This window comes from Sporichthya polymorpha DSM 43042 (assembly GCF_000384115.1).
Taxonomy (GTDB): domain Bacteria; phylum Actinomycetota; class Actinomycetes; order Sporichthyales; family Sporichthyaceae; genus Sporichthya; species Sporichthya polymorpha.
Genome location: NZ_KB913029.1, coordinates 1,659,543 through 1,671,579, shown reverse-complemented (window position 1 = coordinate 1,671,579; position 12,037 = coordinate 1,659,543). Strand labels below are relative to the sequence as shown.

The 12,037-nt window shown below is 72.2% G+C and carries 15 protein-coding genes and 1 riboswitch; of the genes, 10 read left to right on the top strand and 5 right to left on the bottom strand.

The features are described 5' to 3' along the window. Positions 1-5 precede the first annotated feature (5 nt). Positions 6-1,088 (bottom strand): class I SAM-dependent methyltransferase, encoded by a 1,083-nt coding sequence (locus tag SPOPO_RS0108220; RefSeq protein WP_019874309.1) that lies wholly within the window; start codon positions 1,086-1,088, stop codon positions 6-8. 114 nt (positions 1,089-1,202) lie between these two features. Continuing rightward, positions 1,203-1,709 carry an O-acetyl-ADP-ribose deacetylase gene (locus SPOPO_RS0108215; RefSeq protein ID WP_019874308.1) on the bottom strand — a complete coding sequence of 169 codons (507 nt, stop codon included), beginning with the start codon at positions 1,707-1,709 and terminating at the stop codon, positions 1,203-1,205. 47 nt (positions 1,710-1,756) lie between these two features. On the opposite strand from SPOPO_RS0108215, the gene SPOPO_RS34270 reads away from it, so the two are divergent. Continuing rightward, positions 1,757-1,933, top strand: a complete 177-nt coding sequence (locus tag SPOPO_RS34270) for a hypothetical protein (protein WP_019874307.1) — start codon at positions 1,757-1,759, stop codon at positions 1,931-1,933. A 53-nt stretch (positions 1,934-1,986) separates the two neighbouring features. Here SPOPO_RS34270 and SPOPO_RS0108205 read toward each other — a convergent pair whose 3' ends face one another. Beyond that, positions 1,987-2,571, bottom strand: a complete 585-nt coding sequence (locus SPOPO_RS0108205; RefSeq protein WP_019874306.1) for a mismatch-specific DNA-glycosylase — start codon at positions 2,569-2,571, stop codon at positions 1,987-1,989. 38 nt (positions 2,572-2,609) lie between these two features. Between SPOPO_RS0108205 and SPOPO_RS0108200 the strand changes: the two genes are divergently transcribed. The 5 genes from SPOPO_RS0108200 to SPOPO_RS0108180 are packed head-to-tail and all read left to right on the top strand — an operon-like array spanning position 2,610 to position 8,031. Next, positions 2,610-3,830, top strand: coding sequence for an acetyl-CoA C-acetyltransferase (locus SPOPO_RS0108200; protein WP_019874305.1), 1,221 nt, complete (start codon positions 2,610-2,612; stop codon positions 3,828-3,830). 49 nt (positions 3,831-3,879) lie between these two features. Beyond that, complete coding sequence (locus tag SPOPO_RS0108195; protein ID WP_019874304.1) at positions 3,880-4,992, top strand: ABC transporter substrate-binding protein; 1,113 nt, start codon at positions 3,880-3,882, stop codon at positions 4,990-4,992. Between the two features lie 38 nt (positions 4,993-5,030). Then, entirely contained in the window at positions 5,031-6,152 is a 1,122-nt protein-coding gene (locus SPOPO_RS28415) for an iron-siderophore ABC transporter substrate-binding protein (protein WP_019874303.1), read from the top strand. Positions 6,153-6,174: 22 nt separating this feature from the next. After that, on the top strand, positions 6,175-7,230 hold the full coding sequence (locus tag SPOPO_RS28410; protein WP_019874302.1) for an ABC transporter substrate-binding protein: 1,056 nt from the start codon (positions 6,175-6,177) through the stop codon (positions 7,228-7,230). 45 nt (positions 7,231-7,275) lie between these two features. Then, entirely contained in the window at positions 7,276-8,031 is a 756-nt protein-coding gene (locus SPOPO_RS0108180) for an ABC transporter permease (protein ID WP_019874301.1), read from the top strand. Here the strand turns inward: SPOPO_RS0108180 and SPOPO_RS0108175 are convergent. After that, a complete protein-coding gene (locus SPOPO_RS0108175; RefSeq protein WP_019874300.1) occupies positions 8,006-8,791 on the bottom strand; it encodes an alpha/beta fold hydrolase in 786 nt (261 codons plus the stop codon). The two genes, SPOPO_RS0108180 and SPOPO_RS0108175, sit on opposite strands and share 26 nt — an antisense overlap. 83 nt (positions 8,792-8,874) lie before the next feature. Then, positions 8,875-8,939: riboswitch (guanidine-III (ykkC-III) riboswitch) on the top strand. Between the two features lie 15 nt (positions 8,940-8,954). Between SPOPO_RS0108175 and SPOPO_RS0108170 the strand changes: the two genes are divergently transcribed. The 3 genes from SPOPO_RS0108170 to SPOPO_RS0108160 are packed head-to-tail and all read left to right on the top strand — an operon-like array spanning position 8,955 to position 10,359. Next, positions 8,955-9,269: a DMT family transporter gene (locus SPOPO_RS0108170; protein ID WP_019874299.1), complete on the top strand. Its 315-nt coding sequence runs from the start codon at positions 8,955-8,957 to the stop codon at positions 9,267-9,269. 44 nt (positions 9,270-9,313) lie between these two features. Next, on the top strand, positions 9,314-9,913 hold the full coding sequence (locus tag SPOPO_RS0108165; protein WP_084670936.1) for a TetR family transcriptional regulator: 600 nt from the start codon (positions 9,314-9,316) through the stop codon (positions 9,911-9,913). Beyond that, on the top strand, positions 9,910-10,359 hold the full coding sequence (locus SPOPO_RS0108160) for a VOC family protein (RefSeq protein ID WP_019874297.1): 450 nt from the start codon (positions 9,910-9,912) through the stop codon (positions 10,357-10,359). The genes SPOPO_RS0108165 and SPOPO_RS0108160 overlap by 4 nt, the downstream gene beginning before the upstream one ends. 7 nt (positions 10,360-10,366) lie before the next feature. On the opposite strand, the gene SPOPO_RS0108155 is transcribed toward SPOPO_RS0108160, so the two are convergent. Beyond that, the gene (locus SPOPO_RS0108155; protein WP_019874296.1) at positions 10,367-11,137 is read right to left on the bottom strand and encodes an SDR family NAD(P)-dependent oxidoreductase; all 771 of its coding nucleotides are present in this window, start codon (positions 11,135-11,137) and stop codon (positions 10,367-10,369) included. Positions 11,138-11,230: 93 nt separating this feature from the next. Between SPOPO_RS0108155 and SPOPO_RS0108150 the strand changes: the two genes are divergently transcribed. Further along, positions 11,231-11,998, top strand: a complete 768-nt coding sequence (locus SPOPO_RS0108150; RefSeq protein WP_019874295.1) for an SDR family NAD(P)-dependent oxidoreductase — start codon at positions 11,231-11,233, stop codon at positions 11,996-11,998. Positions 11,999-12,037: the final 39 nt, after the last annotated feature.

The following is a 12,037-nucleotide window of genomic DNA, read 5'->3' as shown; positions in this document are numbered from 1 at the left end:
GGGCCTCAGTCGCGGCGCGAGACGTAGACCGAGTCGAGCGGGTCGTCCGGGACGTCGTGGACGGCGAGCACCTCGAACCCGGCCTCGGCGAGCATCGTCCGCGCGGTCTGTTCGCCCCACACGGTGCCGAGGCCGGCGCCGCCGAGCGCCAGGGACACCGTCATGCAGTGCAGCGTGCTGATGCCGTACAGCAGCGGGGCGAAGGGGTTGTCGAGGTTGTCCTCCAGGGCGCTGTTCGCCTTGATGTCGATCATGACGAACGTGCCCCCCGGCGCCAGGGCGTCGTGGACGGCGCGCAGGACGCCGGCCGGGTCCCGCTGGTCGTGGATCGAGTCGATCGCGAAGACGACGTCGAAGGAGCCCTCGGGCAGCGTGCTGACGTCGCGGACCTCGAACGTCGCGTTGGAGAGCCCGAGTTCGGCCGCCTCCTTCCGGCCCGCGTCGACAGCTTCGGCGGAGAAGTCGAAGCCGGTGAAGGTCGAGGCGGGGAACTCCCCGGCCATCAGGTTGATGGCGTGCCCGGTCCCGCAGCCGATGTCGGCCACCCGGGCGCCGGCACGGAACTGCTCCACCAGGCCCGCCGTCGGCAGGATGTCCTGGAGCAGGTGGCCGTCCAACAGGCCCCGGGAGAGCAGATCCATCGTGACGGTGAACTCGGGGCGGAAGGCCTCGTAGGGGACGCCGCCGCCCTCGCGGAACGCCGTCGCCACGGCGGGAACGTGCGGGGCCATTACCGTCGCCATGCGCGCCATCGGCGCGAGGTCGGTCGGCCCACCACCGGTCAGGCAGGCGGCGTGCTCCGCCGGGATCGAGTAACTGCGCGCCGTCGCGTCGTAGTCGACGATGCCGCCAGCCACGAGAGAACCGAGGCACTCGCGCACGTAGCGCTCCTGCAGACCGGCACGTGTCGCGAGGTCGTCGCTCGTCCCGGAACCGGCGACCAGGGCGTCCAGCAGGCCGGTCCGGGCGGCGAGGTCGATCATCATCACGACTACCGAGGACGAGACCATCTCGAAGACGCGGCCGCCGAACTCCTCGGCCCTGGCCGTGTCGAACGAGGCGTGGACGGTGTCGGTGGGTGCGCTCATCGCGGTCTCCTCCCGCTCGGTCGATACGGCCGACGCTAGACCTGCGGGGTGACCGGGGGAACCGGTGCAGCGCTTTCGAGCCCCTTACGGACTGTCAGGACTGGTGGGCCGTTCTCACTGCAGTGCCGCGCGGAGCAGTGCGGCGGTCCGGTCGTCGAACGCGACGAGCAGCACGCGCTCGACGGCGGTCTCGGTGGACCGGATCGTCCGCACCGCGACCTCGGCGGCGAGTTCGGGCGGATAGCCGTAGATGCCGGTCGAGATCGCGGGGAACGCCAGGGTGCGCGCCCCGAGTTCGTCGGCGGCCTCGAGCGAGCGGCGGTAGCAGGAGGCGAGCAGCTCCGGCTCGCCGGCGTCCCCGCCGTCCCAGACCGGTCCGACGGTGTGGATGACGTGCCGGATCGGCGGGTCCAGGTCGAACGCCGGCGTCGCCTTCGCGTCCCCGGTCGCGCACGGCGCCAGCCGCGCTCCGGCCCGCGCGAGCTCCGGCCCGGCCGCGCGATGGATCGCGCCGTCGACCCCGCCCCCGCCGCGGAGCGAGGAGTTCGCGGCGTTGACGATCGCGTCGACCTCCAGCTCGGTGATGTCCCCGACGACGACCTGGATCTCGGCTGTGGGCATGGCGTCACTCTGCCCCGTTCCGGCCCCGGACGGCACACACTGGGGCCATGGCCCAGAACCCGGGAAGCAGCCGGTACGCCGTCCCGCTCCCCGACCTCGTCGCGTCGGCGGCTGTCGACGGCGGCGCCCAGGTGATCGAGATCGATGCCGCGCCCGCGCCCGATCCGGTCGGCCCCGGGGCCGTCCCGCTGGGCCCGGACGGCGCCGACGCCGACGGCGACTGACCCTCGACATGGGGTGACACCCTTTTCGGCGCCAGAAAGGGTGTCACCCCCACTCAGTCGGTGGGCGGCGGAAGCAGGTCGAGGCCGGCGGCGAGGGCGATCTCCCGGTAGGCGGCGGCGAGGTCGGCGACCCGGGCGTGAGCGTTGAGGCCGCTCGGGTTCGGGGCGACCCAGAGTTCGGCGCCGCCGAGGGTCTCGTCCTGGCGGCCGGCGGTCGCCTTCGGTCGGGCGAACGCGGCCCGGTAGGCCGTGACGCCGAGGACGGCGACGACGGCGGGCTGGATCCGGCGTACGCGGCGGACGAGGGCGCGGCCGCCGGCGACGAGCTGATCCGGTGTCAACTCGTCCGCGCGCGCGGTCGCGACCGGGACGACGTTCGTGATGCCGATGCCCCGTTCCAGCAGGTGCTCCCGGTCGCCGGGCTGGTAGCCGGCAGCGGCGTCGATCAGGTGGTCGGTGATGCCGGCCCGGTACAGCGCGGGGTAGAAGCGGTTGCCGCGCTTGGCGAAGTGCGCCTGGGCGGCCGCCGTCCAGAGCCCGGGGTTGATACCGACGAACAGCAGCCTCGTCCCCGGGCCGACGAGGTCGGGCACGGTCGCGCCCCGGTGGCGCTCCAGCTCCGCCCGTGAGAAACCCATGACACGCCCCTTCACCCGGCGCGCTCTACGCTGCGTCCATGAGCGCCGGCACCGACATCGTCATCTGCGAACCACTGCGCACCCCGGTCGGGGGTTTCGGTGGGGGTCTGGCCCCGCTCGCGGCGCACGAGCTCGCGAGCACCGTGATCCGGGCCCTGATCGAGCGCACCGGGATCCCGGCGAACCGCGTCGACGACGTGCTGCTCGGCAACTGCTACCCGACGATGGACGCCCCGGCGCTCGGCCGGGTCGCGGCCCTGGACGCCGGCCTGCCGGTGTCGGTGACCGGCCTGCAGATCGACCGGCGCTGCGGGTCCGGCCTGCAGGCCGTCCTCTACGCCGCCATGCAGGTGCGCGACGGCGCGTCCGAGATCGTGCTCGCCGGCGGCGCGGAGTCGATGTCCAACGCCGCGTTCTACTCGACCTCGATGCGCTGGGGCGCCAAGGGCGCCGGCGGCGTGATGCTCCACGACGCCCTCGCCCGGGGCCGCGTCACCGCCGGCGGCCAGAACCACCCCGTGCCCGGCGGGATGCTCGAGACCGCGGAGAACCTGCGCCGCGAGTACTCGATCCCCCGCGCCGAGCAGGACGAGTTCGCCGTCGAGAGCCACCGCCGCGCCACCGCCGCGCGCGAGGCCGGGATCTTCGCCGAGGAGATCGTCCCGGTGACCGTGCCGGGCCGGAAGGGCGACACCGTCGTCGAGGTCGACGAACACATCCGCCCCGACGCCTCGCTCGAGTCCCTCGCCCGCCTCCGGCCGGTGCTCGGCAAGCAGGACCCCGAAGCCACCGTCACCGCCGGCAACGCCTCCGGTCAGAACGACGGCGCCTCGATCTGCGCAGTCATGACCCGCGCGACCGCCGAGTCGCTCGGCCTGCGCCCGCTGGTCCGCCTCGTCTCCTGGGCCGTCGCCGGCGTCCCGCCCAGGACGATGGGCATCGGGCCCGTCCCGTCGACCGCCAAGGCCCTGGCCGCGGCCGAACTCAAGCTCGCCGACATCGACCTGATCGAGCTCAACGAGGCCTTCGCCGCCCAGGTGCTGGCCTGCACCCGCGAGTGGGGCTTCACCCCCGAGGACTTCGCGCGGCTCAACGTGCACGGCTCCGGCATCTCGATGGGCCACCCCGTCGGCGCGACCGGCGGACGGATCCTCGCCACCCTCGCCCGCGAGATGGTCCGCCGCGACGCCCGGTACGGCCTGGAGACCATGTGCATCGGCGGCGGCCAGGGTCTGACGGCGATCTTCGAGCAGGCCTGACACACCGGCGAAACCCACGGTTTGGTTAGCCTGCCCTAAGGTGGGGGGCATGCCGGTGACGTTGCGTTCCCGCCGTGTCCGCCGCGGCTGCGCCGCGCTCGCCCTCGTCGTCCTCGCGCCGCTCACCGCGTGCGCGAACGACGACGACCCGCTCGCCTCGTCCTCGGGGTCGTCGTCGGCGTCGGTTGCCGAGACGCCGACCGAGTCCGCCGCCCCGGCCGCGGACTTGTTCCCGGTGGCGATCGAGCAGTCGGTCGGCAACGTGACGATCCCGGCGGCGCCGAGCCGCGTGGTCGCGCTGGACTTCCCCAGTGCCGACGCCGCGATCGCGCTCGGGGTGATCCCGGTCGGGATGCAGAACATCACCTACGTCGAGGGCGGCGTCCAGGAGTGGACGAAGGAGGCGCTCGGCACGAACCCGGTGCCCGAACTGATCGACCAGGACAACGGTTTCCCGTTCGAGCAGATCGCGGCACTCGACCCCGACGTCATCCTCGCGACGAACACGTATCCGCTGATCACCGAGAACTGGTCGCAGCTGGACGCGATCGCTCCGGTCGTCGGGCACGTCGACGAGGCCGGCGGCGACGACTGGCGGGACGGGTTCCGCAAGATCGCGCGGGCGCTCGGCAAGACCGCCGACGGCGACCGCCTGCTCGCGGACGCCGAGGCCGTTCTCACGCAGACCAGGCGCGACCACCCCGAGTTCCTCGGCCGGACGGCGGCGTTCTTCAACTTCGTGCCCAACGACGGCCTGTACGTCATCAGCTCCAACGACGACGTCTCCATGCGATTTCTCCGCGATCTTGGGTTCGCCGGCGCCCCGACCTCGGTGACCTCGCTGGCCGCGAGCGGGGCCGCCGCCTCGGAGCGCGCGATGATCAGCCCGGAGCGCTACTCGGTCCTCGACGCCGACGTTCTCCTCGGTACCAGCACCGACCCCGCCGCCCTGGACGAGCTGGAGAACAGCGACCTGTTCCGCCGGGTGCCTGCGGTCGCGCGGGGGTCGTTCCTCGGATTCGGTATCGGTCCCGCGACCGCGATGGCCTTCCCGTCGATCCTGTCCGTGCAGTGGGCCGTGACCGAGCTGGTCGACGACCTGGCGGAGGCCGTGGCCGCCCGGGAGCCGACCGGTGCGAGTGCTTCTCCGACCGCAAGTTAGGATCGCCTAACCTTAGATTGCGCCGCCCGGAGGCATCGATGACGGTCCGTCGTTCCCTGCGCAGGTCCACCGTGGTGGCGGTGGTCGCTGCGCTGGCCCTCAGCCTCACCGCGTGCGCGGATGACGACGACGATCTGGCGTCGTCCTCGCCGTCCGAGCCGGCCGCGACGGCGACCGCGAGCGCGACCAGTGCCCCCGCTTTCCCGGTGTCGATCGAGCACGCCTGGGGGACCGCGGTCGTCGAGTCGGAGCCGACGCGCGTCCTGAGCCTGGGCTACCAGGACCACGACTCGATCCTCGCGCTCGGTGTGAAGCCCATCGCGGTCCGCTACTGGTTCGGTCCCGAGGACGACCAGATCTGGCCGTGGGCCGAGGAGGCCGCGGGCAGCGACGGTAAGGACGTCGAGATCCTGACGATGAACGACGGCATCCAGTTCGAGAAGATCGCCGCGCTCGACCCGGACCTCATCGTCGGCGTCTACTCCGACCTCGACCAGAACAGCTACGACCGGCTGTCCCAGATCGCCCCGACCATCGGCCGGCCCAAGGACTACATCGACTACGGCACCCCCTGGGACGTCCAGCTCGAGATCACCGCGAAGGCGCTGGGCAAGACCGACCGCGCCCGGGAGCTTCGCGACGCGGTCGAGGCGAAATTCGAGGAGATCAAGGACCGTCACCCCGAGTGGGGCGGCAAGGAGGTCGCGGTCGCGAGCTTCGGCGGCGCCGACGACTCCCTGGCCACCTTCGCGGGCTCCGACCCGCGTTCCCGCTTCTTCCAGAAGCTCGGCTTCGTCACGCCGAAGGAGATCGACGACGCGGCGGGCGACCAGTTCTACCTGCCGGTCAGCAAGGAGAACGCGCGGATGCTCGACCGCGACCTGCTGGTCTGGGACCAGGTCTCCTACACCGAGGGTGGCCGCGCCACCATCGACGACGATCCGATCTTCAGCCAGTTCGACTCGATGAAGGAAGGGCGCGTCGTCTACACCGAGGGCGACATCGAGTTCGCGTACGCGTTCAACTCCGTGCTCAGCCTTCCGTACGTCCTCGACCGGATCGAGGCCCTGATCGAAGCCGCCCTCGACGGAGACGGCGGCGAAGGCGCCACCGGTTCCGAGGAGTCGGTGAGCCCCTCTGCCAGTACATCGTCCAGTTGACGGCCCCTCAGGAGGACTGCCCGTGAAGCGCCCGCTCGCCGGAATCAACCGTCGTACCTTCCTCACCGGATCGGCGTCGCTTCTGCTGCTCGCCGCCTGCGCGGACGACGACGACGATCTCGCCAGCCCCTCGGCGAGCGTCCCGCAGGAGGAGCCCTCGGCCTCCGCGAGCGCGGTGCCGTCCGACGGCCCGTGGCGCTACACCGACGACCTCGGCCAGCTCATCGAGCTGGAGAAGCGGCCGGAGCGGATCGTCGCCTACAGCAGCGCGGCCGCCGTCCTGTGGGACCTCGGCATCGAGGTCGTCGGGACGCTGGGCCCGGTCCAGAACGCCGACGGCAGCGCACTGAAGGTGGCCGGGCGCATCGACGTCTCGCGGATCACCGACACCGGTGCCGAGGAGACCGATCTGGAGAAGCTCGCGGCGCTGGATCCGGACATCATCGTCCTCCAGCGGAACGCGGAGGCGATCGACTACTACCCGATCACCGAGTCCCAGGAGGCCGACGCCCGCAAGATCGCGCCGTTCGTCGCGGTCTGGGCCTACGGCACCGACGCCGAGACCGTCGTGCGGTCCTACGAGCGGCTGGCGGAGGCGCTGGGCGCGGACCTGAACGCGCCCGACCGGCAGGCAGAGCGCACCCGGCTCGTCGACGCGCAGGCCAACCTCAAGAGCACCCTCGAGGGCAAGTCGGGGCTGAAGGTCATGTTCGTCTCGGCGTACGAGGACCAGCTCTACGTCGCCAAGACCGCGGACTACCCGGACCTGAAGACGTTCCAGGCCCTGGGCATGGACATCGTCGACCCGGGCGGCAGTGAGCCCTACTACGAGGCGCTGTCCTGGGAGAACGCCAACAAGTTCCCGGCGGACCTGATCTTCGTCGACGACCGGTCCGCCGCCCTGCAGCCCGACGTGCTCGAGCGTGACCAGCCGACCTGGGCCAACCTGCCCGCGGTGAAGGCGGGTCAGATCGGCGCCTGGAACGGCGAGGCGGTCTTCAGCCCGCGCGGGTTCGCCGACGCGATCGAGGAACTGACCACGGTGGTGGCCGGGGCCGACGCGGCAGTGGTGAGCTAGTCCCGGGCCCTGCCCGGGGGCTCGCCGCCGTAGGGAGCCCGACCCGTGTCGCTCGTCGAGCCGGACCTCGCGCTGGTCGTCGTCGCGGCGGTCCTCGTGCTCTTCGCCGCGTTCGCGGCCCGCTGGGCCGCCCTCGGTGTCGAGCGGGAGGTTCTCGTCGCGGCGGCGCGGGCCGCCGTCCAGCTCACGGTCGTCGCGCTCGTCATCGCGGCGGTGCTGTCGTCCGACGCGCTGTCGTTCGTGTTCGTCGGCGGGATGCTCGTCGCGGCCGCCGTCACCAGCGCCCAGCGGATCGCCGGGTGGCGGAGCGCGCCCTGGGCCGGGATCGCGGTGGCGGCCGGCGCGGTCCCGGTGCTGGCGCTGATCCTCGCGTCCGGCGCCGTGCCGTTCTCGGGCCCGGCGATCGTCGCGACCTCCGGCATCGTGATCGGGGGAGCCATGACTGCGTGCGGGCAGGCCGGCCGGCGGGCGCGGGACGAGCTCCGCGCCCGGGCGGGGGAGTTCGAGGCCGCGCTGGCGCTGGGTCTCGACCGCCGCGCCGCCGGCCTGGAGATCGCGCGGCCGTCCGCGGCGCAGGCGCTGTTCCCCCCGCTCGACCAGACCCGCACCGTTGGGCTGGTCACGCTGCCGGGCGCCTTCATCGGCGTCCTGCTCGGCGGCGGCAGCGCAGGTGAGGCGGCGTCAGCTCAGATCCTCGTGCTGTTCGGCCTGCTCGCCGCCGAGGTCGTCGCGGTCGCCGTGACGCTCGAACTGGTGGTGCGGGACCGCTTCGCCGTCAGGGCAGCGAGCGCAGGAACCTGAGGATCGCCGCGTTCACCGGTTCGGGGTGCGTGAGGTTCGCGGCGTGGGCCCCACCGCGGACGACGACCACGGCGTCGCTGCCCGACAGTCGCGCGCTCATCTCTTCCGCGCGGTCGAGCTCGATCGCCGAGTCGTTGTCCCCGTGGATCACCAGCGCCGGGCACGGAATGTCCCCGAGCCGGTCGACGAGGCTCTCGCGCTCGAGCAGGCAACGGCCGGGTTCGCGGATCGTCTCGTGCGGCCGGGACTGCCAGCGCGCGATCCACTCGGTGTTGAGGGCGGGGTCGTCGAGGATGATGCCGGCGACGATGTTCGCGAGGTCGTCCCCGGGACCGACCGTCGCCCACGCCTCGATCAGGTCCGCGTAGAGGTCGACCTTCTCCGGGTTCTCGGCGCCCGCCTGAGTGTCGATCAGGATCAGGCCGCGCGTGCGTGCCGGTGCGAGGAGGGCAACGCGCAGCGAGGCGAACCCGCCCTGGGACATCCCGGCGAACACCGCGCGCTCGATGCCCAGGTGGTCGCAGAGCGCGAGGACGTCGCTCGCGTTGTCCCAGTAGGTGAAGGGCTTCTCGTCGAACTCGGTGGCCCCGAACCCGCGGGCGTCCCAGGTGATCACCCGGTACTCGCCGGCGAGCGCCGCCACCTGGGGGGCGAACATCGAGGAGTCCATCAGGAAGCCGTGCGAGAACACGACCGCGGGGCCGTCCCCACCGCTGTCGGTGTAGAAGATGCGCTGGCCGTGAATGTCCGCGTACGCCATGGGGGCCTCCTCCGCTGCGCGCACGCTACCGGCGGCCGGTCGCCGGCAGAAGGTCCGCGGCGGCGGGGTCGTCTACCCTGACGGTGGAGCCGCAGCCGCGGCCTCCCCGGACGAGTGCGTCGTACCCGGCTCGACAAGACGACGCCCACCGCGGAGGTGCGTCATGGCGTGGTTCGTTCTCGTGATCTCCGGCCTGCTCGAGGCCGTCTGGGCGTCGGCGCTCGCGTCGTCCCGCGGCCTGACCCGGCTCGGGCCGTCGGTGCTGTTCGGCGTCGCCGTGGTGCTCAGCATGATCGGCCTGGCCTACGCGCTGCGCACCCTGCCGGTCGGCACCGGCTACGCGGTGTGGGTCGGGATCGGCGCGACCGGCACCGCGCTCTACGGAATGGTCGCCCTCGACGAGCCCGCGTCCCTTGCCCGGATCCTCTGCCTGCTCGCGATCGTCGCCGGCGTCGTGGGGCTGAAGCTCGCACACTGACACGTCGTTGACAGTGACACTGCCATAGTGGCAGTCTCACTGCCATGGGTGAACCGCTACCGGAAGCGCGCCGGGATCTCGTCCGGGAGCGCGTGTTCGCCGGGGTGATCGAGGTGCTGGAATCCGGCGAGGACCTGACCTTCGCGCGGGTCGCCGCCGCGTCCGGCGTGCCGCAACGCACCCTCTACCGGTACTTCCCGACGCGGGCCGACCTGCTCGGCGGCGCGTACGTGTGGGCGAACGAGCGGATCGGGATCGAACACCGGCCGCGCACCCGGGCCGAGGCGACCGCGACGGTGCGTCAGGTTTTCCCGGCGTTCGACGGGGTGGCGCCGGTGGTCCGCGAGCTCCTCACCGACCCCGACGGGCGCGCCGCCCGCCTCGCCGACAACGACGCGCGCCGCCGCGCGGCGCTCGACCTCGTCCGCGCCGAGCACCCGGACCTCGACCCGACGACGGCCGGGCGCCTGGCCGCGGTCGTGCAACTGCTCGGCAGCGCCACCGCCTGGCAGGCCCTGCACGACCACTGGGACCTCGACGGCGCGGAGGCCGCGGAGGCCTGCGCTTTGGCTCTCGATCTGCTGCTCACCGCGGAGGTGCCGCGCCGGCGCCCCCGGACCCGGACCGGAGGTACTCCGTCGTGACCCTGCTCACCGGGCTGAACCACGTCGCCGTCCTCACCGCCGACCTCGATCGGTTCGTGAACTTCTACGCGGGCGTCTTCGACGCGGAGGTGGTGTTCCGCGAGAGCACGCCGGCCTTCCGGCACGCGATCCTGCGCACCGGCCCCGACTCCTGGCTGCACCCGGCTGAGGTCGGGGAGAACCCGCACGCGGCGGCGCTGCCGGAGATGTTCGCCCGCGGCCACCTCGACCACCTCGCGCTCGGCGCCCGCGACCCGGAGAGTTTCGCGGAGGCCCGGCGGCGCCTGCTGGACCGGGACGCCACGGACGGGACCGTTGAGGATCTCGGCGCCTTCCATGCGCTCTGGTTCGTCGATCCGGACGGGATGCGCGGGGAGCTCACCCTGATCGTCGACGAGTCACTGACCGGCATCCACGCCCCGCAACCGCTGGGCGCGGGGAGCTGACGGCTCGTCAGGCCCGCATGTACGCGCCGGAGGAGACGTTGATCGTCTCGCCGGTGATCGAGCGGCCGGAGTCACCGGCGAGGAACAGCACCGCCGCCGCGATGTCCTCGGGCGTGATCGTGTGCTGCAGCGGGGCGCGTTCGTGCAGGCGCCGCAGGTCCTCCGCCGGGATCATCCGGGCCAGGAACGGGTTCGGGACCAGGCCGGGCGCGACGCCGTTGACGCGGATCCCGTAGCGGCCGACCTGCGCGGCCGTCGCGCGCGTCAGCCCGACGACCCCGGACTTCGCGGTCTGGTAGACGACGTTGTCGGGGATGACGTCCGTCCACGCCTCGATCGAGGAGATGTTGACGATGCAGCCCGACCCGCGCTCGATCATGTGCGGTAGCACGGCGCGCATCAGCAGGAAGTGACCGGTGAGGCAGACGTCGAGCACCCGGTGCCAGGACTCGGTCGAGGTCTCCCACAGCGGCGCCGGCTCCGAGGTGCCCGCGTTGTTGACCAGCAGGTCGATCCGTCCGCGGTCGGCGAGCACCTCGTCGACGAGCGCGGTGACCGCCGTCTCGTCCCGCACGTCGAGCGGCCGGCCGACGATCTTGCGCCCGGTCTCCTCCGCGAGGGCGTCGGCGACCTTCGCGGTCCGGCCCGCGTCGAGGTCGGTGATGACGACGTCCGCGCCGGCGAGCGCCAGCGTCCGCGCCGTCGCCTTGCCGATGCCCGCACCGGCGGCCGCGGTGATCAGCGCGACCTGGCCGTCGAGCGCCCCTGGTGCCGTCATCGGCTGCTCCTTCGGCCCGCACCCTAGAAATATTGCGACGATGTGTCGCAGAATAGGGGAGGAGATCTCGCGACGTAAAGGAGCGCAGCGCAGATGGCAGGACTGGTCGAGGGCAAGGTCGCAGTCGTCACCGGAGCGGCGAGCGGCATCGGACGTGCGGCCGCGCTCGCGCTCGCGCGCGAGGGCGCGAAGGCCGTCGTGGTGGCGGACATCCGCAAGGACCCGCGCGAGGGTGGGACCCCGACCCAGGAGGCCGTCGCCGAGCACGGCGCCGAGGGTCGCTTCGTCTCGTGCGACGTGTCCCGGCCGTCCGACCTCGCCGCCGCGGTCGCCGCCGCCGACGAGTTCGGCGGGATCGACATCATGGTGAACAACGCCGGCATCGTGATCCCGAAGGACTTCCTCGACATCACCGAGGACGACTACGACCGCCAGATGGACACGAACGCCAAGGGCGCGTTCTTCGGCACCCAGGCCGCGGCGAAGAAGATGGTCGAGAAGGGTGCCGGCGTCATCATCAACGTCTCCAGCATCCTCGGCTACGCGGGCAGCGGCGGCGTCGCGGCGTACAGCAGCTCGAAGGGCGCCATCAAGCTGATGACGTACTCCGCGGCGCAGTCCCTCGCGCCGAAGGGCATCCGGGTCAACGCGATCCACCCCGGCGTCATCACGACTGAGCTCGTCACCGGCGACTTCGGTCTTCCCGCCGAGATGGCCGCCCAGGTCTTCCCGATCCCGATGGGCCGCCCCGCCGGCCCCGACGAGATCGGCGACGCCATCGCGATGCTCTGCAGCAACCACGCCCGCTACATGACCGGCGCGTCCCTGCTCGTCGACGGCGGCCTGATCAACACCACCTGACCGCTCCGCCCTTCGTCAAGAAAGGGTGACACCCCTTAC

Excerpts from the sequence above, each read along its gene's own strand:
- SPOPO_RS0108155 (WP_019874296.1), bottom strand. The coding sequence starts at position 11,137 with ATGACGGCACCAGGGGCGCTCGACGGCCAGGTCGCGCTGATCACCGCG.
- SPOPO_RS0108220 (WP_019874309.1), bottom strand. The coding sequence starts at position 1,088 with ATGAGCGCACCCACCGACACCGTCCACGCCTCGTTCGACACGGCCAGG.
- SPOPO_RS0108195 (WP_019874304.1), top strand. The coding sequence starts at position 3,880 with ATGCCGGTGACGTTGCGTTCCCGCCGTGTCCGCCGCGGCTGCGCCGCG.
- SPOPO_RS0108165 (WP_084670936.1), top strand. The coding sequence starts at position 9,314 with ATGGGTGAACCGCTACCGGAAGCGCGCCGGGATCTCGTCCGGGAGCGC.
- SPOPO_RS0108215 (WP_019874308.1), bottom strand. The coding sequence starts at position 1,709 with ATGCCCACAGCCGAGATCCAGGTCGTCGTCGGGGACATCACCGAGCTG.
- SPOPO_RS0108205 (WP_019874306.1), bottom strand. The coding sequence starts at position 2,571 with ATGGGTTTCTCACGGGCGGAGCTGGAGCGCCACCGGGGCGCGACCGTG.
- SPOPO_RS0108170 (WP_019874299.1), top strand. The coding sequence starts at position 8,955 with ATGGCGTGGTTCGTTCTCGTGATCTCCGGCCTGCTCGAGGCCGTCTGG.
- SPOPO_RS0108200 (WP_019874305.1), top strand. The coding sequence starts at position 2,610 with ATGAGCGCCGGCACCGACATCGTCATCTGCGAACCACTGCGCACCCCG.
- SPOPO_RS0108175 (WP_019874300.1), bottom strand. The coding sequence starts at position 8,791 with ATGGCGTACGCGGACATTCACGGCCAGCGCATCTTCTACACCGACAGC.
- SPOPO_RS0108150 (WP_019874295.1), top strand. The coding sequence starts at position 11,231 with ATGGCAGGACTGGTCGAGGGCAAGGTCGCAGTCGTCACCGGAGCGGCG.
- SPOPO_RS34270 (WP_019874307.1), top strand. The coding sequence starts at position 1,757 with ATGGCCCAGAACCCGGGAAGCAGCCGGTACGCCGTCCCGCTCCCCGAC.
- SPOPO_RS28415 (WP_019874303.1), top strand. The coding sequence starts at position 5,031 with ATGACGGTCCGTCGTTCCCTGCGCAGGTCCACCGTGGTGGCGGTGGTC.